The 22,943-nt window shown below is 35.1% G+C and carries 26 protein-coding genes, 2 tRNA genes, 2 rRNA genes, 2 pseudogenes and 1 riboswitch; of the genes and pseudogenes, 19 read left to right on the top strand and 13 right to left on the bottom strand.

Features of this window, described 5'->3' with window-relative positions; translation table 11 throughout:
- Window positions 1-2: 2 nt before the first annotated feature.
- A 5S ribosomal RNA gene (gene rrf, locus AQ616_RS17675) occupies window positions 3-118 on the top strand.
- A gap of 189 nt (window positions 119-307) precedes the next feature.
- Window positions 308-472 (top strand): annotated as a pseudogene (locus tag AQ616_RS19480) (ISL3 family transposase); the annotation flags it as partial.
- A gap of 165 nt (window positions 473-637) precedes the next feature.
- On the opposite strand, the pseudogene AQ616_RS19350 reads toward AQ616_RS19480, so the two are convergent.
- A pseudogene (locus AQ616_RS19350) lies at window positions 638-1,023 on the bottom strand (zinc-binding dehydrogenase); the annotation flags it as partial.
- Window positions 1,024-1,152: 129 nt separating this feature from the next.
- Here AQ616_RS19350 and AQ616_RS17670 point away from each other — a divergent pair.
- Entirely contained in the window at window positions 1,153-1,521 is a 369-nt protein-coding gene (locus AQ616_RS17670) for a thiol-disulfide oxidoreductase DCC family protein (RefSeq protein WP_017795758.1), read from the top strand.
- A gap of 428 nt (window positions 1,522-1,949) precedes the next feature.
- Here AQ616_RS17670 and tenA read toward each other — a convergent pair whose 3' ends face one another.
- The 3 genes from tenA to thiM are packed head-to-tail and all read right to left on the bottom strand — an operon-like array spanning window position 1,950 to window position 3,835.
- Window positions 1,950-2,639: a thiaminase II gene (gene tenA / locus AQ616_RS17665; RefSeq protein ID WP_069686450.1), complete on the bottom strand. Its 690-nt coding sequence runs from the start codon at window positions 2,637-2,639 to the stop codon at window positions 1,950-1,952.
- A gap of 23 nt (window positions 2,640-2,662) precedes the next feature.
- Window positions 2,663-3,022 (bottom strand): Lin0512 family protein, encoded by a 360-nt coding sequence (locus tag AQ616_RS17660; RefSeq protein WP_017795760.1) that lies wholly within the window; start codon window positions 3,020-3,022, stop codon window positions 2,663-2,665.
- Between the two features lie 33 nt (window positions 3,023-3,055).
- The gene (gene thiM / locus AQ616_RS17655; RefSeq protein ID WP_069686449.1) at window positions 3,056-3,835 is read right to left on the bottom strand and encodes a hydroxyethylthiazole kinase; all 780 of its coding nucleotides are present in this window, start codon (window positions 3,833-3,835) and stop codon (window positions 3,056-3,058) included.
- Window positions 3,836-3,925: 90 nt separating this feature from the next.
- Window positions 3,926-4,028, bottom strand: a riboswitch (TPP riboswitch).
- Between the two features lie 325 nt (window positions 4,029-4,353).
- On the opposite strand from thiM, the gene rrf (AQ616_RS17650) reads away from it, so the two are divergent.
- The 9 genes from rrf (AQ616_RS17650) (at window position 4,354) to AQ616_RS17610 (ending at window position 9,911) form a co-directional block, all read left to right on the top strand.
- Window positions 4,354-4,469: ribosomal RNA gene (rrf, locus tag AQ616_RS17650) — 5S ribosomal RNA — on the top strand.
- 87 nt (window positions 4,470-4,556) lie between these two features.
- Window positions 4,557-4,633: transfer RNA gene (locus AQ616_RS17645), tRNA-Met, on the top strand.
- A gap of 71 nt (window positions 4,634-4,704) precedes the next feature.
- A tRNA-Asp gene (locus AQ616_RS17640) sits at window positions 4,705-4,781 on the top strand.
- Between the two features lie 153 nt (window positions 4,782-4,934).
- A complete protein-coding gene (gene thiL / locus AQ616_RS17635; RefSeq protein ID WP_017795762.1) occupies window positions 4,935-5,897 on the top strand; it encodes a thiamine-phosphate kinase in 963 nt (320 codons plus the stop codon).
- Between the two features lie 9 nt (window positions 5,898-5,906).
- Window positions 5,907-6,356: a tRNA (adenosine(37)-N6)-threonylcarbamoyltransferase complex ATPase subunit type 1 TsaE gene (gene tsaE / locus AQ616_RS17630; protein ID WP_069686448.1), complete on the top strand. Its 450-nt coding sequence runs from the start codon at window positions 5,907-5,909 to the stop codon at window positions 6,354-6,356.
- 10 nt (window positions 6,357-6,366) lie between these two features.
- Window positions 6,367-7,074 carry a tRNA (adenosine(37)-N6)-threonylcarbamoyltransferase complex dimerization subunit type 1 TsaB gene (tsaB, locus tag AQ616_RS17625; protein WP_069686447.1) on the top strand — a complete coding sequence of 236 codons (708 nt, stop codon included), beginning with the start codon at window positions 6,367-6,369 and terminating at the stop codon, window positions 7,072-7,074.
- A complete protein-coding gene (rimI, locus tag AQ616_RS17620) occupies window positions 7,067-7,516 on the top strand; it encodes a ribosomal protein S18-alanine N-acetyltransferase (protein WP_017795765.1) in 450 nt (149 codons plus the stop codon). The genes tsaB and rimI overlap by 8 nt, the downstream gene beginning before the upstream one ends.
- Complete coding sequence (gene tsaD / locus AQ616_RS17615) at window positions 7,513-8,523, top strand: tRNA (adenosine(37)-N6)-threonylcarbamoyltransferase complex transferase subunit TsaD (RefSeq protein WP_017795766.1); 1,011 nt, start codon at window positions 7,513-7,515, stop codon at window positions 8,521-8,523. The genes rimI and tsaD overlap by 4 nt, the downstream gene beginning before the upstream one ends.
- A gap of 218 nt (window positions 8,524-8,741) precedes the next feature.
- Complete coding sequence (locus AQ616_RS17610) at window positions 8,742-9,911, top strand: FtsW/RodA/SpoVE family cell cycle protein (protein WP_069686446.1); 1,170 nt, start codon at window positions 8,742-8,744, stop codon at window positions 9,909-9,911.
- 58 nt (window positions 9,912-9,969) lie between these two features.
- On the opposite strand, the gene AQ616_RS17605 is transcribed toward AQ616_RS17610, so the two are convergent.
- Entirely contained in the window at window positions 9,970-10,791 is an 822-nt protein-coding gene (locus tag AQ616_RS17605) for a transporter associated domain-containing protein (protein WP_240490527.1), read from the bottom strand.
- A 190-nt stretch (window positions 10,792-10,981) separates the two neighbouring features.
- A complete protein-coding gene (locus AQ616_RS17600; protein ID WP_069686444.1) occupies window positions 10,982-12,913 on the bottom strand; it encodes an ABC-F family ATP-binding cassette domain-containing protein in 1,932 nt (643 codons plus the stop codon).
- A gap of 146 nt (window positions 12,914-13,059) precedes the next feature.
- Here AQ616_RS17600 and AQ616_RS17595 point away from each other — a divergent pair, with 146 nt between their 5' ends.
- Window positions 13,060-13,689: a redox-sensing transcriptional repressor Rex gene (locus AQ616_RS17595; protein ID WP_017795770.1), complete on the top strand. Its 630-nt coding sequence runs from the start codon at window positions 13,060-13,062 to the stop codon at window positions 13,687-13,689.
- A gap of 79 nt (window positions 13,690-13,768) precedes the next feature.
- On the opposite strand, the gene AQ616_RS17590 is transcribed toward AQ616_RS17595, so the two are convergent.
- Together AQ616_RS17590 and AQ616_RS17585 are read right to left on the bottom strand one after the other, a co-directional pair.
- Complete coding sequence (locus tag AQ616_RS17590) at window positions 13,769-13,963, bottom strand: YdiK family protein (RefSeq protein WP_069686443.1); 195 nt, start codon at window positions 13,961-13,963, stop codon at window positions 13,769-13,771.
- Window positions 13,964-13,966: 3 nt separating this feature from the next.
- A complete protein-coding gene (locus AQ616_RS17585; protein WP_017795772.1) occupies window positions 13,967-14,665 on the bottom strand; it encodes a CPBP family intramembrane glutamic endopeptidase in 699 nt (232 codons plus the stop codon).
- A gap of 277 nt (window positions 14,666-14,942) precedes the next feature.
- On the opposite strand from AQ616_RS17585, the gene groES reads away from it, so the two are divergent.
- Together groES and groL are read left to right on the top strand one after the other, a co-directional pair.
- Window positions 14,943-15,224 (top strand): co-chaperone GroES, encoded by a 282-nt coding sequence (gene groES / locus AQ616_RS17580; RefSeq protein WP_011065061.1) that lies wholly within the window; start codon window positions 14,943-14,945, stop codon window positions 15,222-15,224.
- A 63-nt stretch (window positions 15,225-15,287) separates the two neighbouring features.
- Entirely contained in the window at window positions 15,288-16,925 is a 1,638-nt protein-coding gene (gene groL, locus AQ616_RS17575) for a chaperonin GroEL (protein ID WP_069686442.1), read from the top strand.
- 63 nt (window positions 16,926-16,988) lie between these two features.
- Here groL and AQ616_RS17570 read toward each other — a convergent pair whose 3' ends face one another.
- Window positions 16,989-17,414, bottom strand: a complete 426-nt coding sequence (locus tag AQ616_RS17570) for a tyrosine-type recombinase/integrase (protein WP_069686441.1) — start codon at window positions 17,412-17,414, stop codon at window positions 16,989-16,991.
- A gap of 205 nt (window positions 17,415-17,619) precedes the next feature.
- Here AQ616_RS17570 and AQ616_RS17565 point away from each other — a divergent pair, with 205 nt between their 5' ends.
- On the top strand, window positions 17,620-17,907 hold the full coding sequence (locus AQ616_RS17565) for a hypothetical protein (protein ID WP_168156663.1): 288 nt from the start codon (window positions 17,620-17,622) through the stop codon (window positions 17,905-17,907).
- A 187-nt stretch (window positions 17,908-18,094) separates the two neighbouring features.
- Window positions 18,095-18,862 carry a hypothetical protein gene (locus AQ616_RS17560; protein WP_205634390.1) on the top strand — a complete coding sequence of 256 codons (768 nt, stop codon included), beginning with the start codon at window positions 18,095-18,097 and terminating at the stop codon, window positions 18,860-18,862.
- A gap of 210 nt (window positions 18,863-19,072) precedes the next feature.
- Here AQ616_RS17560 and AQ616_RS19705 read toward each other — a convergent pair whose 3' ends face one another.
- Window positions 19,073-19,240, bottom strand: coding sequence for a hypothetical protein (locus AQ616_RS19705; RefSeq protein WP_168156662.1), 168 nt, complete (start codon window positions 19,238-19,240; stop codon window positions 19,073-19,075).
- 17 nt (window positions 19,241-19,257) lie between these two features.
- Complete coding sequence (locus tag AQ616_RS17555; RefSeq protein WP_077596272.1) at window positions 19,258-19,548, bottom strand: YrhK family protein; 291 nt, start codon at window positions 19,546-19,548, stop codon at window positions 19,258-19,260.
- A 236-nt stretch (window positions 19,549-19,784) separates the two neighbouring features.
- Between AQ616_RS17555 and AQ616_RS17550 the strand changes: the two genes are divergently transcribed.
- Window positions 19,785-19,970 (top strand): YjzC family protein, encoded by a 186-nt coding sequence (locus AQ616_RS17550; protein WP_017796369.1) that lies wholly within the window; start codon window positions 19,785-19,787, stop codon window positions 19,968-19,970.
- A gap of 31 nt (window positions 19,971-20,001) precedes the next feature.
- Here AQ616_RS17550 and AQ616_RS17545 read toward each other — a convergent pair whose 3' ends face one another.
- Both AQ616_RS17545 and AQ616_RS17540 read right to left on the bottom strand, forming a co-directional pair.
- Entirely contained in the window at window positions 20,002-20,844 is an 843-nt protein-coding gene (locus tag AQ616_RS17545; RefSeq protein WP_069686438.1) for a manganese catalase, read from the bottom strand.
- A gap of 85 nt (window positions 20,845-20,929) precedes the next feature.
- Window positions 20,930-21,361, bottom strand: coding sequence for a YndM family protein (locus AQ616_RS17540; protein ID WP_069686437.1), 432 nt, complete (start codon window positions 21,359-21,361; stop codon window positions 20,930-20,932).
- Between the two features lie 173 nt (window positions 21,362-21,534).
- Here AQ616_RS17540 and AQ616_RS17535 point away from each other — a divergent pair, with 173 nt between their 5' ends.
- Window positions 21,535-22,872 carry a hydroxysqualene dehydroxylase gene (locus AQ616_RS17535; protein ID WP_069686436.1) on the top strand — a complete coding sequence of 446 codons (1,338 nt, stop codon included), beginning with the start codon at window positions 21,535-21,537 and terminating at the stop codon, window positions 22,870-22,872.
- Window positions 22,873-22,943: the final 71 nt, after the last annotated feature.

Here is a 22,943-nt window from a genome sequence, read left to right as displayed (position 1 = left end):
AGTCTGGTAGCGATAGCGAAGAGGCCACACCTGTTCCCATGCCGAACACAGAAGTTAAGCTCTTCAGCGCCGATGGTAGTTGGGGCTTTGCCCCTGCAAGAGTAGGACGCCGCCAGGCAACGAACGAAAAGACGGATTAGATTTAAGTATCTAATCCGTCTTTTCTGTTAGGATTGAAAATAAGGCTCTAAAATAATTGTTGGTTGTTGGGGTAAGGGAAAAATTTAATCAATAAAAAACACGCAATCTCCTATTTTTGTTATCATTGTTTAAGCCACTAAACAAACCAAAAAGGAGATGCGTGCAATTGGATTCTAACATAACATTACCTGGGTTGGAAGAAGGAAATATATTAGATACAGAAGTAAGAGAAGGTATTTATTACATTAGGTGGGAGTTGGAGAGAACCTCTCATCGCTGTCCGCAGTGTGGTGATTGGACAAACAAGGTACATGATTATCGAACGCTAAAGTAACCCCCCTTTACTTGGCGACTCAAATTCGAGTTGTTTTGTGTAAGTCTTTGGTTTCATGTTATCTTTAGGCTAATATATTCCGTTATAAGAATACAAATAGGCTAATTATTTACTAAAAAAATAAAAAAGATCAACCAAATTTATTCTGGTTAACCTTTTCATCTATTTATTCCTCAGTAAGTAAACAATTTTCCCCGCTTCTTTAAAATACGACTGGGCTTCTCTTGCTTTTTCCAAAGGAAATGTACGATCAATAACTAGGTTAACTTTTCCCTTTGAAATTTCTTCTAGCATTCGTTGAAATTTGGTCTTGTACCTAAAACAGAGCCATACAGGATAATATGTTTTATGTACATGGTTCTAAAGTCGAGTTCTGTCTTTTGACCACCAGCAAAATCAGATGTACAAAACTTCCCGCCTTTTTTCAATACTTAAAGGGAAGTGAAGAACAATACATCGCCCACTACATCTAAAATAGAATCAATAGAACCAACATTGACTTCCATTATTTACTCAGTAAGATGATCTGATTTATAAAACAGTACATGGTTTACTCAGAAGAAGTAAAAGGAAATGTATTTATATTGAAGTTATTAAGGGAATATATACAAATCAACAAATGATGGAAAACAATTTAAACTAGAAAAGACATCTGAAACAGAAGGGAGAAAAATCGTTTGAATAAACATATTGTATTTTTCGATGCTGAATGCCCTTTATGTAGGACAGTGAAGGCAGTACTGAAAAGTCTGGACTGGAATAACACCATTTTCTGGTACCCTGTTCAGGAATTAAGTGATTCAATAAAAGAGAGAGCCAATAACTATAAAAATATGTATGACGAAATCTATATGTATACCAAAGATAAACGAATTCTGACAGGATTTAATACCGTCCGCAAGATTCTTTCTTTACTACCAGCCACTATCCCTTTAGCTTTATTGCTTTATTTACCGTTCGCACAAAAAATTGGTGATCCTGCATACCGTTTTATTTCAACTCGCCGTTATAAATGGTTTGGAAGAGTGCCTTATAATAAGCTGTGACTGGCAAAAAAGAAAGGTAGTGACAGAACATGTAAAAAAAGATCCTGGTTATTTTATATATCTTTCTCGCTTCCACAGCCTTCTCTTTATCATCCGCTCTACAAGTTTCTTCACCTATTTTTTTCGGTCTGAAAAACGTGCTTTATGAAGCATACGGCATGGGCTCTTTGTTAGTCAACTAAACTGGCTCTAAAATAATTGTTGGGGTAAGGGGAAAATGTAATCAATAAAAAACAAGCTACCTCCTTATTGCTTTATTTACATCACTAAATAAAGCAATAAGAGGATGCATTTAGATCATAAACGTAAGATACCAGCCTTCCAATGAATTGTTTGTCTGGTAACTTACATTTTACACGAAGCTGTTATGGGTTGATTATATTAACCACAAGTTATAAGTAGTTCACTTATTATTAAAAATCCTCTATTTAAAAGGATGCTAGATTTGTTGCTTTTTCCGAAAGCCATGTTTCAAACGTATAGGACATTTCCCAGAATGCAAGCTCATATTCTTTCGCGATAATAAATTGTGTTTTGATTTTTTCCTTCTCTGTTTCTCCTGCTTGTTCAGCTAATGTATCGAGCAGGTCAATCATTTCCTGTGTGGATTCCTGGAACCAATCACTCCCATAGGTGTTCAACCAGTTTTGATAAATTTTCTCTTTTGGTTTCGCATCCCTGTAGGTCAAACCAATATCCGCATATAACCAGTAGCATGGCAGCATTGCGGCTACAATTTGAGCTAAACTTCCGGACAACGACGCACGGTACAAATGTGATGTATACGCGTAGGCAGTTGGTGCTGGTTTAAAATTCTCGATTTCCGCATCTGTAATCTGTAAAATTTCTGCATGCTCCTTATGCACCGTTAACTCTGCTTCAGCTGTCTTCTTTGCTTTTTCAGCCAGTTTAGCAGCAACATGAAAGTCATCTGAATGGGCAGCCGCAAAAGCATGCACCTTGCCGTAATGCTTCAAATAATAGATATCCTGCAGAATATAATTTTTGAATGTTTCTAGTGGCAAATCACCACTTACAATACCCTGTACAAATGGATGATTTAAACTTAACTCCCAACTCTCTTTCGTTGCCTCTCGCAATGACTCTGAAAAACGCATAGAGAATCCTCCTTAATTTTTGTTTAATAGCCTACTTCTACAACAGCATTAACAATATACATTAAATCGTTTTTATCCTGCTGATCTTCCAGAAAAATCCCACTAGTTGTTGCCATGCCTCCAGGCAAGACCTCAACAGTGACTGTGCCATAAGGAATTAATTGTTTTATTCTGTAGTGATCCAATTTTTCCTGATCCAATGGGATGCCCAGTTTTACATGTACCTTCATCTTATCTAAATCACCATCTGGTAGAATTTTCTTCATTCCTGGCATAGAATTGGTATGGATTGCATGCATTACTGCTCGTTCTGATGCAATATTCACATCTTGTCCATGTACATCTACTCCTGTCCCTGTCTCGATAAATAGAAGATTTTCCATTTGCTTTCCCTCTTTCCATAATGAAATATATCCTTATAGTTCTTGAACTTGTTTGTATTTTTCTACTTTTTCATCCGATAGAAAATACAACTCGTCGAGTAAGGCTGGAATAAATGTTCCAGGCCCCGCTGCTTTTGCCATTGCTAATTCAGCTGCAATGCCATAACTTGTTACAGCATATATACCTGCTTTATAAAAATCATCAACTACGCTTACAAAAGGTCCAACAAAAGATGAAAGTAAACATCCACTAGCCGTAATGTTTTGTAGCATTTCATGCCCGTTTTTACATAACGCAGTTCGCTCACCATCGGTCACAACGTCAACTTTTCCAGTTGAAATGACAACCGTATCATATTTTTTAGCGACTGTTTTTGCTATTTCTGGATCGTTTTCTTGAATAATGGAATCTGGCCCTTTTGCTTTTTCTAGCTTACCAGCCAACACAGCTATTTCCCCTGCATTAGCACGTATTACGGCTAGCTTTACCGTTGTAAGTATGTCATCAATGATTTCCGTCCGAAAATCTGTGCCTCCAACTGCAATGGGATCAAGAATAACAGGAACCCCATTTTCGTTTGCTGCTATTCCAGCCTTTAACATTGCTTCTCCACGTTCTTCCGTTAATGTCCCAAGATTCAGCACTACTGCGTCGGCAATTTCTCCATAGTTTTTTGCCTCTCTTGGAGTATGGGACATCGCAGGTGACGCTCCGATTGCGATTAAACCATTAGCAGCAAAATTAATCGCAACTTCATTGGTAATATTAAAAATAAACGGCTTATCTTCTTTAATTTTTGTAATAGTATCCATCAAAAAATCTCCTCTCTAAAAATTAGAATGAAGAACAAAAAAACCACCCCGAAAATGGAGTGGTTGTGTATACAGCTAAAGAATAGGTATAACTCGCCAACTCCACTTTCCTACGCTGGTATTAACCAGTTCAGGTTCAAAGGGATTAAGAAATGAATCTTATCTCAGCCAAATGGCACCCCTAGTGGATTTTTATTTATTCTACCTATATCTTATTTCATTTTTTCTTAAAAGTAAAATTATTCATATGAGTCAATTTCCGTAATTACTAAGTTTAATACAACGAATATTTTAGTGACAGTTTTATAGCAATGACTTGGCTTTGGAAGTAGTCGACTATAAAGTAATCTAGAAGAAGTAATTTGTTTTGCAATACTAGAGCTTCATTTCAACGTTTACAAGCTGTTTTTTCATAAAAACAAACGATGAAATAAAAAAATATAAAAAAATTTTAAAAAGGTATTGCTTTTTTATAGTTATATGGATATAATATTACTTGTCCTTGTTTTTAAGGATTGTCTGGTAGCGATAGCTAGAAGGTCACACCTGTTCCCATGCCGAACACAGAAGTTAAGCTTTTCAGCGCCAATGGTAGTTGGGGTTTTACCCCTGCAAGAGTAGGACGCCGCCAGGCAAGGATAATTTATCCTTAGATTGGATATAATATGTGAGTATAACACATAGAAGTGTATGACCATATTTTCCATATCATAAGTCATATCGCGGGGTGGAGCAGTCTGGTAGCTCGTTGGGCTCATAACCCAAAGGTCGCAGGTTCAAATCCTGCCCCCGCAACCAAATTATTTAATATTACTATAGTAAGATCCAGATTCACTGAAATACTGGATGCCATACATAAGTAAAAAGTTGGTCCGGTAGTTCAGTTGGTTAGAATGCCTGCCTGTCACGCAGGAGGTCGCGGGTTCGAGTCCCGTCCGGACCGCCATGAAAATTATATTAGAAGTTGTAGAACACATGGTTTTAATTGAAACCTGTGTTTTTTTAGTTTGTAGACATAATTTAGTCGTCCAATTTTTTTCTTTTTTCTTTTGTTTTTGCTATGATAGTTGGTAGTGAATACAAAGAATGGTGATTTTAAATGGATGAGTTTTCTTTTATAAATTCGATTAAGCCGAAGTTTTATCAACAGTCTTCTCTGTTAAAAGGAATTGGAGATGACGCCGCGGTTTTTCGAAGTTCGATGGATATTGTTACGGCAGTAGATACCTTTGTAGAGGATGTACATTTTTCTCGTTCTACAATGGAACCATATCATATAGGTTATCGTGCATTAGGAGCCAATATAAGTGACTTAGCAGCAATGGGAGCTTCACCTAGTTTCTATTTAGTTTCTATCGTTATACCAAAGAATTGGATTCAAGAGGAGCTGTCCCAGATATATTTAGGTATGGATGATTTAGCGTCGAAATATCATATGGATATTATTGGTGGAGACACCGTTTCAGGTAAACAATTAACAATCTCTATTACAGTAATTGGATATACCAACACAAATAAAGCTCGATGTCGTCAGCATGCTAAAGAAGGAGACATTGTTTTTGTTACGGGCACGTTAGGGGACTCTCAGGCAGGGTTTCATATCCTGACCAATGAAAACAACAGATATATTGATCAAGATTTTTATATAGGTCGACATCGAAAACCAGAACCGAGAGTGGCTTTTGCGCAAGCTCTAGAAAGTCTGGAAAGAGTATCTTTAAATGATGTTAGTGATGGGATTGCTAATGAGGCAAGTGAAATTGCAGAAGCCTCTAATGTGTCTATAGTTCTAAGTGAAAATGACATACCAGTTTCACGTTCTTTTAATCAATTTACGTATGAGCAACAGTATCAGTGGAAATTATCTGGTGGCGAAGATTTTGAACTTCTCGGCACAGTCGCTAAGTACGATTGGGATGTAGTAAAAAAAGCTGCTGAGCAGACAAACACCCAATTAACGATAATTGGTAATGTTATAGAAGAAAACAAGCATCCTGTTTATATAGAAGATAATGATGTGCGTAAAGTGCTTAAAAAAAGCGGATATACGCATTTGAAGTAGGTGAATTAAATGAAAATACAGCTTCATTCTCCCGAAGAGACTAAAACTCTCGGCCAGAGAATAGCAAAGTTGTTGCATCCTGGTGATGTTATTACGTTAGAAGGTCAGCTAGGTGCTGGTAAAACAACGTTTACGAAAGGAATTGCTTCTGGACTAGAAGTGAAGCGTCATATTACGAGTCCTACGTTTACAATCGTGAAAGAATATCGTGGGAAAATGCCTTTATATCATATGGATGTCTATCGTTTGGAGGATTCACTTGAAGATATTGGCTTTGATGAATATTTTCATGGGAATGGAGTCTCTGTAGTTGAGTGGGCAGGGTTTATTGAGCCATTCTTACCCGAGAATCGTTTAGATATATCTATTCAGTACACGGATAATGAAGATATTCGTGAAATTGATTTGTATCCTCGAGGGTCTCATTTTGAACAAGTAGTAAACGAATTACACGGTTAGGAGTTTATGTATGAATATACTTGCAATCGATACTTCCAATCAAGTATTAGGTGTGGCATTATTAAAGAATGGAGAGATAATCGCAGAACTTACAACTAATCTCACGAAGAATCATTCCGTTCGTTTAATGCCTGCTGTTGAAAGTCTTATGCATCAAGTATCTATACAACCAGAAGATCTTGATCGAATTATAGTAGCAAAAGGTCCCGGGTCATACACTGGAGTAAGAATAGGCCTATCTACTGCAAAGACGATGGCTTGGGCATTACAAATACCAGTAGTAGGTGTCTCCAGTTTAGAGGTACTCGCATATCAAGGAAAGTTCTTTAACGGAATTATATGTCCTTTCTTTGATGCGAGAAGAGGATTAGTGTTTACTGGTGGATATCAATTTAATGATAATAAAATTGAAAAAGTAATCGAAGAAGAAAATTCACTTATGACTTCCATGCTTGATAAATTAAAAAAGCAGGGCGAAAAGGTAGTATTCTTGAGTCCAGATATTCATGAATTTAAAGAATTAATTAAAGAGGAATTAGGGGAATTAGCAATTATCCCTGAATCTGTCTATCATCTTCCAAAAGCTTCGCATTTAGGTCTTGCAGGGATGAATATAGAATCGGAATCCATTCATGAGCTCGTCCCTAATTATTTACGTTTAGCGGAAGCAGAAGCAAATTGGCAAAAAAGTCAGAAGGAACATCAAGCGAATGAATAATATTACGATACGTCCAATGGAACTTACTGATATTCCTGAAGTTTTACATGTAGAAAATGCATGTTTTCAAACACCTTGGACAACGGATATTTTTTATCAAGAATTAATAGAAAATGCTCATGCGTATTATTATGTCGTTGAAATAGAGCATACAATAGTTGGTTATATTGGTTCGTGGATTGTTTTAGATGATGCGCAAATAACAAATTTTGCTATTTTACCAAGTTATCGTAGAAATAAACTAGGTGAAAAGTTATTTCGTTATGTGATGCAGCTTGCCATATCAAAAGGAGTAGAACGTCTTTCACTAGAAGTGCGTGCATCAAACATAGCAGCACAGTCCTTATATAGAAAATTTGGTTTAGTTCCTGGTGGTATTCGTAAAAGGTATTACACGGATAATCATGAGGATGCCATAGTGATGTGGGTGAATGTAAAATGAAAAAAGATACAATTATATTAGGTATAGAGACAAGTTGTGATGAGACTGCAGCCTCTGTAGTAAAAAATGGTAGAGAGATTATGTCCAATGTAGTTGCATCTCAAATCGAAAGCCATAAACGCTTCGGGGGAGTTGTGCCTGAAATTGCATCTAGACATCACGTTGAACAAATTACAATTGTGCTTGAAAAGGCAATTACTGAAGCTGGTGTTACTTGGAAAGATATAGATGCCATTGCAGTTACAGAGGGGCCTGGATTAGTGGGAGCTTTATTAGTAGGTGTGAATGCAGCGAAAGCATTAGCGTTTGCTAAAAAGAAACCATTAGTTGGGGTGCATCATATTGCTGGTCATATCTATGCAAATCGTTTAGCGCATGAATTTGAGTTTCCAATGTTAGCCCTTATTGTTTCTGGGGGACATACAGAATTAGTTCTAATGAAGGAACATGGTGATTATGAATTAATAGGGGAAACAAGAGACGATGCCGCAGGAGAAGCGTATGATAAGGTAGCTCGTATGTTGAAATTACCGTATCCCGGTGGTCCGCAAATTGATCGCTTAGCTGCTGAAGGTGAAGAGTCGATTAATTTTCCGCGTGCTTGGCTAGAAGCAGATAGTTATGATTTTAGTTTTAGTGGATTGAAGTCTGCCGTAATAAATAAAATTCATAATGCTAAGCAACGTGAGTTGACGTTGAATGCAGAAGATATTGCTGCAAGTTTTCAAGCTAGTGTTGTGGAAGTACTGACAGAAAAAACATATCGTGCAGCGAAAGAATATAACGTAAATCAAGTTATTGTAGCAGGTGGAGTAGCTGCTAATACAGGGTTAAGAAAAAGTCTAGAGAAACGTTTTTCAGACGAGGATTTTCCATTATATATTCCACCAATTCAACTATGTACAGACAATGCAGCAATGATTGCTGCTGCAGGCACCATATTGTTTGAAAAGGGTCATCGTTCCACACTCGATTTAAATGCAAATCCTTCACTTTTGCTTGATTAATCACAGGTTATTCACAAGGGTGTGGATATATTATGTAGATAAGCTACGTAATCATCTTTTAAATGTGGATGAAAAAGTGGATAACTGTTCATTTGGTTGTGGATTATGTGTATAAATTTTATTAGTTCGAGTTTTTTAGACATTTTTCGAGCTTTTTGTTGTGGATAAGTGTTGTATTAAATAAGGATATTAACAGGAAGAAATTTGGTGGAAATCCGATGAATAAAAAACAAAATTATTATTTTCAAACTGATTTAATCCTACTCTTTTTAGGATTTGTAATCATTAGTTTATTGGCTATTTATAATGCGCAGCAAATTGATCAAACTAATACAAATTTTGTCATAAGACAAATTGCTTTTTTTGGTATTGGTGTTTGTTTTGTAGCAGCGATACAATTTATCGACCTCGAACAGTTATATAGAGGTAGTATATATATCTATTTAGGTGGAGTTTTCTTATTGGGACTCTTGCTTATTAGTCCTGATGCAATTGCAAGGGAAATTAATGGAGCAAATAGTTGGTTCACCTTACCTGGGTTGTCCATTCAACCTGCCGAATTTGCGAAAATGTCGACGATTTTATTTCTAGCAGCAACGATAACTGGCCATAAAGAAAAGATAGAAGTTCAAACTATGAAAACGGATATTATGTTACTACTTAAACTGATTGTTTATACATTGATACCAGTTGGGTTAATTATGCTACAGCCTGATTTTGGTACGTCGATGGTGTATTTGTTTATTGCAGGAATGATGACTATTTTATCAGGTATTAATTGGAAGATTATTGTTTCATTAATTGTCGGTTTGATATCTATAGCAGCAGCTGCTATTCTAGCAATTATTCGATTTCCGCAATTTGCCATTGATGTTCTTGGAGTCGCACCATATCAAGTTGATCGAATTATGACTTGGTTTGATCCATCACAACAATCAGCAGATGCGACATTCCAGTTCGAACGCTCACATATGTCATTAGGTTCTGGGCAATTGTTTGGTAAAGGAATGAGTGGTTTAGAAGTACAATATCCAGAAGCGCATACAGACTTTATCTTTTCTGTAATTGGTGAAAGCTTTGGATTTATTGGAAGCGCAATTGTAATTTTTCTTTACTTTATGCTTTTATACCGTTTAGTAACTTTAGGTTTAAGCATTTATAAACATTCACCATTTGGCACATATTTCTGCTTTGGATTTTTAAGTTTGATGCTTATCCATGTGTTTCAAAATATCGGGATGACAATTGGGATCATGCCTATTACAGGAATTCCGTTACTACTTATAAGCTATGGAGGTAGTTCTGTCATGTCCACTATGTTAGGATTGGCAATAGTTTACCGAGTAGCGGTGGAACATACGATACAAAATGACTATCTATTTAAATAAAAGCTATAAAAAAACTCTCTGAATCCATCATTGTGGATAAAGAGAGTTTTTTATCTTATTAACTAGGTTGCTTATGAAACTGATCGATAAATGTTACTCCTTCTTCATAAATGGTTGCTATAACAGAATGTATTTGTTGTGAAGATATTTCAGTTACTTCGAATTGTACATTTTTATAGAGAAGGTTCGGCTTCTCATGATTGGCAGGAATATAGCCTAATTGATCGATTAAGAAATCACTTAAAGTATTAAAATTCTCTTCAGGAAAAGTGATGCCCAGTATACCTTCTAATTCGTACAATGGTGAATGAGCATGAATTCGGTATCTATTTCCAGCCAGTTGTTGGATAAAAGATGGTTTATTCAATACATAACTATCATCTTCTTGAAGGACATCAGTAACCATTTCTTTAACCATATCTTCCGTTGTAATGAGACCTTCTGTGCCACCATATTCATCTAAAACAATCGCAAGTGCAATCTGTTCTTTTTGCATATCCTTAAATGCAAGGTCTACACGTTGTGATTCTAAGATAAAGAAGGGATTATGCATGATATTTCGAAGTTGAAACTTGGTGGTATCATTATGTTTATGTAAGTAAGAAAGTACGTCTTTTACGTGAATAATTCCTACTATTTGGTCGATATCTTCTTCGAATACAGGATATCTGTTATATGGATTATTTATAATAACATCCATTACTTCCTCATAGGGTGTATCAACTTCAAGCACACAGATATCTAAACGATGAACAACGATATCCGAAATATGTTTATCATTAAATTCATAGATGTTTGTTTCAGGTTCAGCTGATGCGTGCCCTTTTGTTTTTTTAAGCGCACTTGTATTGATTACCAGCAGCCCCTTTTTCCAAGTCATAAAACATGCTATGCCTACAATTAGACTAAGTAAACCTATCAGCGCTATCGTCAAAAGCTAACGACCTCCATGGTTTTTTATTAAATTTTTATCCGGAAATATGCCATCACTTAGACAGTCCGCATATATAAAAAAAACAGGCAAGTTTAAACTTACCTGTTGATAATTATAAACGAAAATAAATATTTTTTCAATTATCTAACTCTTCCAAACTTGTCCATTGCTCTAATAAGTCATCAAGTTTTTGTTTGGACGTGTTTGTTTCTTCCGTTAGCTCTAATGCTTTTTCGTGATTTTCATACACTTCTGGTAACGTCATTTGTTCTTCTAAATGTGCAATATGCTCTTCTGTGGATTCAATTTGTTTTTCAAGTTCAGCAATCTGTCTTTTTCGCTTTCTTTCTTCACTTTGTTTCTGTTTTTCTTCTTTAAAGTTTCTTTTTTTATCAGAAACAGTTACTGATTGAACAGCGTTTTCCATCTGAAGACGAGCAAGTTCTGCTTCTTCTGCTTTTTTCTCTAAATAATAATCATAGTCACCAAGATACATTTTAATTCCTTGTGGACTCATTTCAGCTACTTGGTCTGCGATTCGATTAATAAAATAACGATCATGCGAAACAAATATAATCGTGCCAGGAAAATCAGCTAATGCACCTTCTAACACTTCTTTACTATCAATGTCTAAGTGGTTCGTTGGTTCATCTAGAATAAGCAAATTTGCTTTTTGCATTTTTAATTTAGATAATGCTAAACGTGATTTTTCTCCACCACTTAATGCAGATACTGGCTTTAACACGTCATCGCCAGAGAATAAGAAATTACCTAGAATCGTACGAATATCTTTTTCGTTCACTAGAGGATACTCATCCCACAATTCTTGAAGCACAGTTTTATTCGAGTGAAGTTCGGTTTGTTCCTGATCATAGTAGCCAACTTGTACATTCGTCCCTAATTGAATATCTCCTTCGAAAGGAAACTCTTTTTCCACAATAGTCTTTAATAACGTTGTTTTTCCAATTCCATTCGGGCCAACTAATGCGATACGGTCTCCGCGATTTGCATGGAGATGAACATGGCGAAATGTAGGGTCTTGTTGTTCTTCATATCGAAAACCCAAATCAGAGATTTTCAACACATCATTTCCACTACGACGATTAATCTGAAATGACATCGAAGCGGATGATTCATCCCCCATTGGACGATCCATTCTTTCCATTTTTTCTAATTGCTTTCGTCTACTTTGTGCTCGTTTTGTCGTGGAAGCACGAACGATATTTTTTTGAATAAATTCTTCCATTCGTTTAATATCCGTTTGTTGTTTTTCATATTCTTTCATTTCTTGTTCGAAATTGAGTGCTTTTTGTTCTAAGTATTTACTGTAGGTACCGTGATATTTTTTAGAATGATGTCTAGAAATTTCATAAACTATAGAAACCGTTCTATCAAGAAAATAACGGTCGTGGGAAACAATCACAATAGCACCAGGGTAATTAACGAGATAACCTTCTAACCATGTAAGTGTATCAATGTCCAGATGGTTTGTAGGCTCATCGAGGATGAGTAATTGAGGTTTTTGTAGCAATAATTTACCGAGAGCAAGTCTTGTTTTTTGCCCGCCACTTAATTCGTTAATCGGTGCTCGATAATCGTAATCTCCAAATGAGAGTCCAGTAAGTACCGATTTTATATCCGATTCATACGTATAACCACCATCTGATTGATAGCGAACTTGTAAGTCATCATATTCCTTTAAAATTAGTTGGTAACTAGCATCATCCACTGCAGTAGGATCTGCCATTTTTGTTTCTAATTCACGTAACTTTTTCTCCATTTGTTTTAAATGGGAAAACACATCTTCCATTTCATTCCAAATGGTTTTTCCTGATTCCAATTTCATATGTTGCGACAGGTAACCATAGGTAAGGTCTTTCGGTTTGAAAAACTCTCCTTCATCATAAGGGATTTCATTTGCCATTATTTTTAGCAATGTCGATTTTCCTGCACCATTTCTCCCGACGATGGCAATTCGATCTTGGTCTTTTATTTCTACTTTTATATTAGACAAAATCTCTTCTGTGCCAAAAGATTTTGATATTCCGTTTAATTGCATCAGTATCATTTTATTGTCACCTCATATTACTAGTTTAGCTTATCGCCATAGAAGGGACAATATTATTGTGAAAAATGTCACGACTTCTAAGGATAAATCTGTTAAAATAAATATAGTATGATAATTATTCTAAGCATTGAAAAGAGGAAGGTCGTATGGAACAAAACAAGATTCCGCAAGCAACTGCAAAACGCTTGCCATTATATTATCGTTTCATTAACAACTTAAATCAACAAGGAAAAAAGCGTGTATCATCAAAAGAATTAAGTGAAGCGGTTAAAGTAGATTCCGCAACCATTCGCAGAGATTTCTCTTATTTCGGTGCACTAGGTAAAAAAGGATACGGATACAATGTCGAATATTTATTAGGATTTTTTAAACGTACGTTAGATCAACATGAAATAACAGAAGTAGCATTAATAGGTGTTGGAAATTTAGGTACAGCTTTCTTACATTATAATTTTATGAAAAATAATAATATCCGTATTACCATTGCATTTGATGCTGATGAGAATAAGGTAGGCACCGATATCGGAGGAGTTCCAGTCTATCATATTGACGAACTAGGGGAAAGATTAAAGGACACAGAGGTTGCGATTTTAACGATACCTGCAGATGAAGCAGATGCGATAGCCAACCAACTGGTCGATCATGGTGTTAATGGTATATTAAATTTTACCCCAGCAAGAATTACAGTACCAAGTCATATTCGTGTGCATCATATTGATTTAGCGATTGAACTTCAATCACTTGTGTATTTTCTTAAACATTATTCATTACAGTAATTATTTCATTATTTTAAATCGATTATTATGTAAGCGTTTGTTGAAATTTGCTTAAAGAAAAAGTAGACTGAGATGCAGTCTACTTTTTCTTTTTTATTTTATTGTGATAACCAAACATCTTAAAAGAACAAAAGAAGCATAAAGCAGAGACTGCTGAAAAAATCAATGTAACGGAATTCCAAACGGTGCTCTCCTTACTTTGAACCCCAAAGTATATAAAAGCTATTCCAACCAGAAAGTATAGAATTGCTCTTGTTAAATAAGGATGTTTCATGGATTAACCTCCAAAGAATATCATTTGCATCTCATCTAACATTCGCTGCAGTTCCTCAGGATCAATATTATATTGCATTAATACAACAAAGGAGTTCATTGCTGCGTGAACGATGATAGGCACAATGATACGTTTTGTTTTTACATAAAGGAAAGCAAAAACAAATCCCATGGATGCATAAATAAGAATATGCGTAGGGTCTAAGTGAATAAAGCCAAATATGACTGCTGATAGTAACCCTGCGAAAAAGAAATTCATCCGTTTATATAGCTCTCCAAAGATAATTTTTCGGAATATGATTTCTTCCAAAATCGGAGCTAAAATAGCCGGGACGATCATAAATATCGGTGCTGCTCGAGTAATATCCATAATTTGTTGTGTGTTCTCTGAACCAGGATCAATCCCTAAAGCTATTTCGATTTGGGCAGCAATACCTTGCGCGAATAAAGCCATAAAGAAACCAGCGATGGACCAAAGTATTATGCTTTCAATGCCTGCTGCATTATCATTTCGCATTTGCATATCTGGTTTTAGAAGATATAGCGTAATGAGTACCGCTAATCCAAAGGAAAATATTGACCAATAAATCGTTGCATCCATTAAAGATAAGTCTAAAACGACCGCTAAAATTGGGGCGAAGAGAGCCCCTGAAAGCTGCATAATAATATATGTAAGAATGACATACCAATATCTGCGACTCAAATAAAACGCTCCTTTATCATGTACTGTATTAATTACTATAGTTTAACATATGCATATATAGTTATTATAATCAGAACACGCTATTAAATGAAAAGAAAATGAAGTATTATTTTTCTATAACTGAGTACTACATATGTTGAATAAAAAATATAATTTCTTCACTCTTTTTTGCTTGCATTTTTTTATAGAATTAATTATTATAATAATTGTGATTAGCACTCAACTGTGAAGAGTGCTAATAAAATAAAATGATATCGAATTAAGGAGGCATTTCTACATGATTAAACCATTAGGAGATCGTGTTGTTATCGAACTTGTTGAACAAGAAGAAACAACTGCAAGCGGAATCGTACTTCCAGACTCTGCAAAGGAAAAACCGCAGGAAGGTAAAGTAGTAGCAGTTGGTTCTGGACGTGTAGAAAATGGAGAAAAGATCGCTCTTGAAGTTTCAGAAGGAGATCGTATCATTTTTTCTAAATTTGCTGGTACAGAAGTGAAATATGAAGGTACAGAATACTTAATTCTTCGTGAAAATGATATTTTAGCTATTATAGGCTAAACTCTTATGAGAAATTTAGACTGAATAATAAAATACGTAACTACATTCAAGGAGGAATAAAGAATGGCTAAAGACTTAAAATTTAGTGAAGACGCTCGTCGCGCAATGCTACGTGGTGTAGATACATTGGCAGATGCAGTAAAAGTTACGCTTGGACCAAAAGGACGTAATGTTGTATTAGATAAAAAATTCGGCTCACCTCTAATTACTAATGATGGTGTTACAATTGCAAAAGAAATTGAATTAGAAGATGCATTTGAAAATATGGGTGCACAATTAGTATCTGAAGTTGCATCAAAAACAAATGATGTTGCTGGTGATGGTACTACAACTGCAACTGTACTTGCTCAAGCAATGATTCGTGAAGGATTGAAAAACGTAACCTCTGGTGCGAACCCAGTGGGAATCCGTCGCGGTATTGAAAAAGCTGTGGCAGAAGCAGTAACTGAATTAAAATCTATCTCAAAACCAGTTGAATCTAAAGAATCCATTGCGCAAGTAGCTGCTATCTCTGCTGCTGATGATGAAGTAGGTCAATTGATTGCTGAAGCAATGGAACGCGTAGGTAACGATGGTGTTATTACAATTGAAGAATCTAAAGGATTCAACACAGAACTTGAAGTAGTAGAAGGTATGCAATTTGATCGTGGATATGCTTCTCCATACATGGTTACTGATCAAGATAAAATGGAAGCAGTTCTAGAAGATCCATATATCTTAATTACAGATAAGAAAATTGCAAATATCCAAGAAGTGCTACCAGTATTAGAACAAGTAGTTCAACAAGGTAAACCGCTTCTAATGATCGCTGAAGATGTAGAAGGCGAAGCACTTGCTACATTAGTAGTGAACAAACTTCGCGGTACATTTAACGCAGTAGCTGTAAAAGCTCCTGGATTTGGTGACCGTCGTAAAGCAATGCTAGAAGATATCGCAGTACTAACTGGTGCAGAAGTAATCACTGAAGATCTTGGATTAGATCTTAAATCTGCTGGTATCGAACAATTAGGTCGCGCTTCTAAAGTTGTTGTAACAAAAGAAAACACAACAGTAGTAGAAGGTTCTGGTGACCCAGAAGCAATTTCTAGCCGTGTAGCACAAATCCGTGCACAAGCAGAAGAATCTACTTCTGATTTCGATAAAGAAAAATTACAAGAACGCCTAGCGAAATTAGCTGGTGGTGTAGCAGTAATCAAAGTTGGTGCAGCTACTGAAACAGAATTGAAAGAACGTAAGCTTCGTATTGAAGATGCACTTAACTCTACTCGTGCAGCAGTAGAAGAAGGTATCGTAGCTGGTGGTGGTACAGCATTACTTAACGTATACAGTAAAATCGCTGAACTATCATTAGTAGGTGACGAAGCAACTGGTGCAAGCATTGTACTACGTGCAATCGAAGAGCCAGTACGTCAAATCGTACACAATGCTGGACTAGAAGGTTCTATCATTGTAGAACGTCTAAAAGGCGAAAAAGTTGGTATTGGTTACAATGCAGCAACTGACGAGTGGGTAAACATGGTAGACGCTGGTATCGTTGACCCTACTAAAGTTACTCGTTCTGCATTACAAAACGCAGCATCTGTAGCAGCAATGTTCCTAACTACTGAAGCAGTAGTCGCTGACAAGCCTGAAGAAGACGGCGGTGCTGGCGGCGGAATGCCTGACATGGGCGGCATGGGTGGAATGGGCGGCATGATGTAAAGTCGCCACCCTAACACTGATGTATCAATGGTTTGAATGATGACATAAAAACTTTGACCGCATTTAGTCAAAATCAATAAGATTTTTCATGAGACTTCCGAATTTATCGGAGTCTCTTTTTCTTATTTCTTCGGTAGTATGAAGATATACATTTTTTGTTGTTTTATCGTCAGAGTGACCCAAACGTTTCATTATTCTTTCTATAGATACTTCGGCTTCTGCAAGTAAAGAAGTATGCGTGTGTTTCAAAGAGTGTGGTGATAGTTCTTCATTTTGCTTTGATAACTTCAACAATCTTTTCATACGTTGTTCCACTATCTTGATATAAATAGGGTATCCGGGATACGTTGAATTGTTTACGAATATAAAACCTTGATTATTATACAGTGATTGAAATTCGTTTTTCAGTTCTTGGTTTAATTCAATAACCCCTTCTAATACTTTTACTACATTTTCATCTATATCAACTTTTCTTACAGATGTTTTCATTTTTGGTGTAACTAACGGGGCTTTATAGTATATTATAAATTTTTTAAAATAATAGCATTGAAGTCATTTAACAGAAATGTTACTCTTTGATTACAATAATGAATAATGTAAAAAATTGTAAAATGAGGTGTTGAAGATAACTAGATTGAAGCCAAAAAGAATACTTATATACATAATTTTCGTTATTTTTTTTATTTTTATTATATTGCCTCTTTTATCAAACACTGATTCGTTATTTGGATATGTAAAAGTTGATGAAAAGAATATCACTGACGGAGAATCAACATTATCTATTTCAAGATTAGACACAGGAGAGCAGTTTAATGTGAATGTAAATAACACAAAGTTTTATTTGGAAGGTAACCCTATAGATGAAAATGAAATATGGGAAGATATTGAAACAGAGTCTAATTATTGGGTCTCTTTAGATAAAAATAGATTACCATATAGAATCTTTGAAAAATATAAACTTGAAATGTTCTATATGGATTAATCTAATAGATATTAAAATAAAAAGGGGGGTAGCATTAAATATAACAACTAAAAAATTGGAAACACAGAAATAGAGATACTCGAAGACGGTAGAGTAGCACCTGTTAAAAATTCAGAAGATTTAGATGAATAAGAATTAAATTTGATTTTATTGGAAATTGGACATGCATTTAAAGATATTTCAAACTATGATACTGAATACAAAAGGTTATGGTGGGAAACGAGTCGATCTAGAAAATGCAGATTTAGAATATTCATATGTAAGTGATAGAAAAGAATATAGCGAGATAGATTATAGTTTAAATCAAATAAGAGAACAACAAATCAATGACCTTAAAGAACAGAATATAACTGACCCTAAAGTAATTCAAGAACGTGTATTACCTAAAAATGATGGTATTTCACTCTTTGATTTAGAAGATTGCCAGACTTCCAATGGAAACTGTGCATATGGAAAGTTTGAAGGGAGATTACAGGCCTTTAAGGTAGGTGAGACTAGTAATCAAAGTGAATATATATTCCAAGAAAATTGGGATTGGGTACAAGAACCATTTATTCAAGGCACTGATTTTGCTGGAATTCATTGGGGATCCAAAGGAGAGCCAGAAGCAGGTACTACATATGGAGAAGGCGCTTACACATGGAATGATGAATTCTATAATTATTTTAATTTTCCAATTGACACCTCTAGTAATTATGGAATAACTGCTGATGTAGAATTTCCAGTAGATGATTTAGGAAGATATGAGCGTTATCAGGGTTCTATAATGGAAGTAGTAAATATTTACACCAATACAAATCCACCGGGGACGAGAGCAACAATATCCTCTGTATATGCTCACCCTCATACTCCCAATAATTGGTCTATTGGAGTGTCTGCTGGAGGCCTTTCACTTTCAGGTAATATCGGTACAGGGGACAAGTTTACATGGAGATATTCGTTTACTGTTGAATGAATTTTATTTAGAACATAAAAAGGTAAAAGTCTTCACTTTTGTGGGGGGCTTTACATATTATCAGAATAGTAGTAAAATATGCTTTATTTCTAATAAATCTTTTTCATCCCACTATTTTTAGTGGGAACTTTTTAACGTTATCACAGAACTAATGTTCGCATCTGTAATAATGTTAACTAAACCAAACCATATTATATGTTAAAGTATGGTTTAATTATCCTTTTCAATTTTAAATTTGAATTTATATGATAACGAACAGTTTTTCTCAGCTTTAAGTTTGTACACTTCCGCTTCTTGGTAAGATTCAAATGTCATTACATCTGTATCCTCTGAAAGAAATGCTTCGACTTTATCTCCTACTATTTTAACTGTATACACATTAAATTCTCCTTTATTCAGTTGTTTTCCTTTTTCCTTCTGTAAATCCAAGTTTTTCTTAGTATTTTCAGTAAAGGTCGAATGGTTAGAGATAGACTTCCTAATAAATATGCAATATTTCCATAGAAGTCTGTAATAGCGAAAAAGTTTAATATGCTACCTGTAACGAAAAATATTCCTACTAACACATCTCCTATTAATTGTAAAAAATTATATTTTTCTTGAAAGTAAACTTCTAGTGATTGGCTATATATGCTAAAGTCTTGTTTATTTCCTTCTTTATAATTTTTTATTCTTGGTATTTGCATATATGCTAATCTCCTCCCTATTTTGCTATATTTATTTCCCTAATTTGCTAGTCTAACACCACATAAGGAAGAAATCGTTCTATAGTCGTGAACAATTAAGTATGAATAATTAAAGATATTATGATGTACGTACTAATTTTAGTTTTTTTAGTTTATTTTGAGAAAATAGTGGAATACATTTTACATAGAAAAGTTAGTTTCATAGCTTTTCTAAATATTTTAGGAGGTGGAGAGACATGGCTAACAATCAAACTTACAAAACAGGAGAAAAAGCACCGGAGAGCGGAACATTTAAAGTTAAAAGTTTAGTGAACGGCGGATCAACTAATCAGGATAATACAGAAATTAGAGTTGAAGAAGGCGAGCAATTTCCTCCTTCTCCATCTAGTAATGAAGCTGCCAATTGGGTAAAAGTATCATAAAAGAGAAAAAGCCCTCCTAGTGGGGGCTTTTTTAGTCAAATAGCTTAGGTTTTTCATTATTATTCGGTGTTCCATGAATATATCCTGGTGCAGATTTCAAAATAGGTTTTTGACCAAAAGCTTTTGGATCTCTAATGTATTCAAATTCCCCATCTCCATCCATACTTTTGCCTTTTGCCCATCTTCCTTCACTACTTTCATCACCGAAGGAATAGTTCATAAAAGAATGAGAAACTTCTTGTTTTTCATATTGTTGGTTAAATGTTGATGGTACGATTGGATTTTCGTTTTGTTCTAATTCTTCAATTGCTGCCATCCATTGATTTTGATGCATGGTATCGCGTGCTATTAGCCATGAAAGCATATCTCGAACACCCTTATCGTCAGTCATTTCATATAATCTTACGACTTGAAGGCGACCTTGTGACTCAGCATTTAAATTTGCACGAAAGTCAGCGAGTAAATTTCCGCTTGCGATAGTATAACGAGAATTAAAAGGGTAACCAGCACTATCAGTAGGTGTTGCACCTAATCCAGATACTATGGCATGTTGGGGGTTCATTCCTCCCATCACAGCACCTACTACAGGATCTTTTGCTGCTTCCTCTTGATCCTCGACAGGTGCATGGTCAAGTAATTGTGCAATCATAGTAGCTAACATTTCTACATGTGCTATTTCTTCTGTTCCAATATCTAAAAGCATATCTCTATATTTTTGATTTCCTCGACAATTCCATCCCTGAAATAGGTACTGCATCATAACAGTTATTTCTCCGAATTGGCCACCTAAAACTTCTTGTAATTTTTTTGCGTATACTGGATCTGGACGATCTGGTTTTGCATTATATTGCAATTCTTTTACGTGAAAAAACATAAATATGTCACACTCCTTTTATATTTAGGGTAACCACTAAATTATTATTTATAACGGCCACAAAGTGAAGTCACCTTGCATGCCTCTATTCTTTTTCCTTTTTGTTGTGAAATTCTTTACTTACTTCGGTTTGGAAGCTTGTAGATGTACGGTAATTATTACTTTTATCCACATTATCAAAAACAAAATTACGTAAGTATCTATGATATAAAAGTTCGGTAATTGAAATAAAAAATGCAGATATGAAAGCTGCAGTCATAACTGGAGCAGTGCCTTCAAATAAAAAAGTACCTATAATCCAGATTCCAATGTAAGCAAGCGCAAAATCACTTACTGCTGCGGCAACATTTCCAATTTTAGGTAATATGAACATATCGCCCGCAAAAGCAATTACAGCTAAGATTATACTTGTCGTAATAATGTCAGATAAAGAAACATTAAAGAACAAGCCTAGTATTATCCATAATGTGGCAAATAATAATATAAACTTTAACAAGAAAGCTGATACATATTTCAATTAACATCATCCTTTTTTAATTATTGAAGGTTATTTTGTCTATAATTAAAATTTTTATGCATATTTAAAGCTTCTCTTTAACAAGAGGTTTTGTAGTAGTTATTATTAAATATTGAACTTGTAATAAATTTATATATAAGTGGAAAACATAATTTATGAATTGAGGTGATTATGTGAAGGAATCAGAAGTTTTAATTGTTGGAGGAGGACTAGCCGGTTTAACCTGTGCATTAGAATTAGTAGATAGAAATAAAGATATTTTACTTTTAGAGGGAGAACCTGTAATAGGTGGGCGAACATCTTCATATGTTGATGAAGGAATGGACGTGGAGTCAGGATTTCATCGTTATATTGGATTTTACTCTGCAATGCCAAAGATGTTAAGGAAAGCGGGTATTAGTTTAAATGATATTTTTGCGTGGGAAGAAAAGGTTGAAGTGCGTGAAAAATATACAAATGAAGTCGTAAAAATTGGAGTAGCCCCTTTATTTGGACCAATGAAGTTACTAAGAAGTCTTGCAGGTAACAACCAAGTTCTGTCTTTTCGGGATAAATTTTCCCTTATTCCATTTTTCCTAAACGGGCTTAAAGATTATGTTACAAAACCTAAAACACTAGATTCATACAGTATTAGGAAATACGCTACTAAATATGGAGTTACAGATAAAGCTTTTAATAATATAGTAATACCTTTTAGTACAGGTCTCTATTTTTTACCGCCTGAACGTTATTCCGCGTATGTTTTTTTTGGTTTATTTGCACAAGGAACACCAAAACTATTTAAGATGAGGGTAGGCGCATTTTTAGGTGGAATGACAGAAGTTATGTGTCACCCAATTGTTAGAGCAATAGAAAAAAAGGGTGGAGCAGTTCAAAAAGAATGCAAAGTTAAAGAGATTATAGTTGAAGACGAAAAAGTATATGGAGTCAAACTTGAAAATGGTGAAGAAATTCGTGCGAAACATACAATTATAGCAACTTCATTGCACTCTGCTAAACAATTACTACGCCCAGCTTTTGAAAAACATTCATGGTTCCAACCGATGTTTGAACTTCCTTTAATGCCTGCTGCAACATTTCAGATTGAACTTAAACGACCTGCTTTGCCAAGAGACATAACGACATTTGGACCAAATACCTCAATGGTCAGTTTTGCGGAACAATCTCGAACAACCTTCCAGGAATCTAATGGTAGACTGTCTATTATATTATCTCATCCAGAGAAATTTATAAAACTGAGCCCAAATGAAACATTAGAAATAGTTTTACAAGATGCTAAAGCATTAGGAATTAATTTAAATAATAATATCTTAAATTACCGACAAATCAATCATTTTCATGATTTTCACTCCTTAGAACCAGGAAATAATTGGTTGCGTCCTACACAGAATACTCCAATTCAAGGCCTTATACTTGCAGGAGATTATACCAAGCAACCTTATTTCGCAACAATGGAAGGTGCGGTAATATCAGGCCGAAAAGCTGCAGAAATAGTTAAGAAGATGAAATAGACAGAGATATGCAGAAGACATGATAATTAAATATAATTTTGATGAGCCACTCGAAGATTAAGAGTGGCTTT

This window comes from Oceanobacillus sp. E9, assembly GCF_001741975.1.
Taxonomy (GTDB): Bacteria; Bacillota; Bacilli; order Bacillales; family Amphibacillaceae; genus Oceanobacillus; species Oceanobacillus kimchii.
The sequence above is the reverse complement of the archived record's forward strand: the minus strand, read 5'-3'. Positions and strand labels throughout refer to the sequence as shown.

Bases quoted from the DNA above. Each gene is read 5' to 3' on its own strand.
- AQ616_RS17610 (WP_069686446.1), top strand. From the start codon at position 8,742: ATGAATAAAAAACAAAATTATTATTTTCAAACTGATTTAATCCTACTC.
- AQ616_RS17660 (WP_017795760.1), bottom strand. From the start codon at position 3,022: ATGGAAAATCTTCTATTTATCGAGACAGGGACAGGAGTAGATGTACAT.
- AQ616_RS17550 (WP_017796369.1), top strand. From the start codon at position 19,785: ATGGCTAACAATCAAACTTACAAAACAGGAGAAAAAGCACCGGAGAGC.
- AQ616_RS17570 (WP_069686441.1), bottom strand. From the start codon at position 17,414: ATGAAAACATCTGTAAGAAAAGTTGATATAGATGAAAATGTAGTAAAA.
- AQ616_RS17555 (WP_077596272.1), bottom strand. From the start codon at position 19,548: ATGCAAATACCAAGAATAAAAAATTATAAAGAAGGAAATAAACAAGAC.
- tsaD (WP_017795766.1), top strand. From the start codon at position 7,513: ATGAAAAAAGATACAATTATATTAGGTATAGAGACAAGTTGTGATGAG.
- rimI (WP_017795765.1), top strand. From the start codon at position 7,067: ATGAATAATATTACGATACGTCCAATGGAACTTACTGATATTCCTGAA.
- AQ616_RS17590 (WP_069686443.1), bottom strand. From the start codon at position 13,963: ATGAAACATCCTTATTTAACAAGAGCAATTCTATACTTTCTGGTTGGA.
- AQ616_RS17560 (WP_205634390.1), top strand. From the start codon at position 18,095: ATGATACTGAATACAAAAGGTTATGGTGGGAAACGAGTCGATCTAGAA.
- tenA (WP_069686450.1), bottom strand. From the start codon at position 2,639: ATGCGTTTTTCAGAGTCATTGCGAGAGGCAACGAAAGAGAGTTGGGAG.
- groL (WP_069686442.1), top strand. From the start codon at position 15,288: ATGGCTAAAGACTTAAAATTTAGTGAAGACGCTCGTCGCGCAATGCTA.
- tsaE (WP_069686448.1), top strand. From the start codon at position 5,907: ATGAAAATACAGCTTCATTCTCCCGAAGAGACTAAAACTCTCGGCCAG.
- AQ616_RS17600 (WP_069686444.1), bottom strand. From the start codon at position 12,913: ATGATACTGATGCAATTAAACGGAATATCAAAATCTTTTGGCACAGAA.
- groES (WP_011065061.1), top strand. From the start codon at position 14,943: ATGATTAAACCATTAGGAGATCGTGTTGTTATCGAACTTGTTGAACAA.
- thiL (WP_017795762.1), top strand. From the start codon at position 4,935: ATGGATGAGTTTTCTTTTATAAATTCGATTAAGCCGAAGTTTTATCAA.
- AQ616_RS17545 (WP_069686438.1), bottom strand. From the start codon at position 20,844: ATGTTTTTTCACGTAAAAGAATTGCAATATAATGCAAAACCAGATCGT.
- tsaB (WP_069686447.1), top strand. From the start codon at position 6,367: ATGAATATACTTGCAATCGATACTTCCAATCAAGTATTAGGTGTGGCA.
- AQ616_RS17605 (WP_240490527.1), bottom strand. From the start codon at position 10,791: ATGACTTGGAAAAAGGGGCTGCTGGTAATCAATACAAGTGCGCTTAAA.
- thiM (WP_069686449.1), bottom strand. From the start codon at position 3,835: ATGGATACTATTACAAAAATTAAAGAAGATAAGCCGTTTATTTTTAAT.
- AQ616_RS17595 (WP_017795770.1), top strand. From the start codon at position 13,060: ATGGAACAAAACAAGATTCCGCAAGCAACTGCAAAACGCTTGCCATTA.